Below are 327 nucleotides of genomic sequence, written 5' to 3' on the forward strand. Positions count from 1 at the left end.
GCGACAGCGAAGACGGTGTGCGGCATCATTCTTGCCGGGCTGGTGCGGCGGCGCGATGAAGGCACCGTGCCGTTCACTGTCATGTCGTGCGACAACATTCCCCACAATGGCCACGTCACCTCAGACGGCGTCATCGGTCTGGCCCGCCTGATCGACGAGGACCTGGCGAACTGGGTCAGCGAAAAGGTCGCCTTTCCGAACGGCATGGTCGATCGCATCACGCCGGCCACCACGGACCGCGAGCGCGGCATTCTCGCCAAGGAGTTCGGGCTGGAAGACAACTGGCCGGTGTTTTGCGAGCCGTTCCGGCAATGGGTGCTGGAGGAC

General features: G+C 64.2%; 1 pseudogene. It reads left to right on the forward strand.

From position 1 onward, the window contains the following. Window positions 1–327, forward strand: a pseudogene (locus tag EOB49_RS34975) (mannitol dehydrogenase family protein); the annotation flags it as partial.

The organism is Mesorhizobium sp. M7A.F.Ca.MR.148.00.0.0, from assembly GCF_003997735.1.
Classification (GTDB): Bacteria; Pseudomonadota; Alphaproteobacteria; order Rhizobiales; family Rhizobiaceae; genus Mesorhizobium.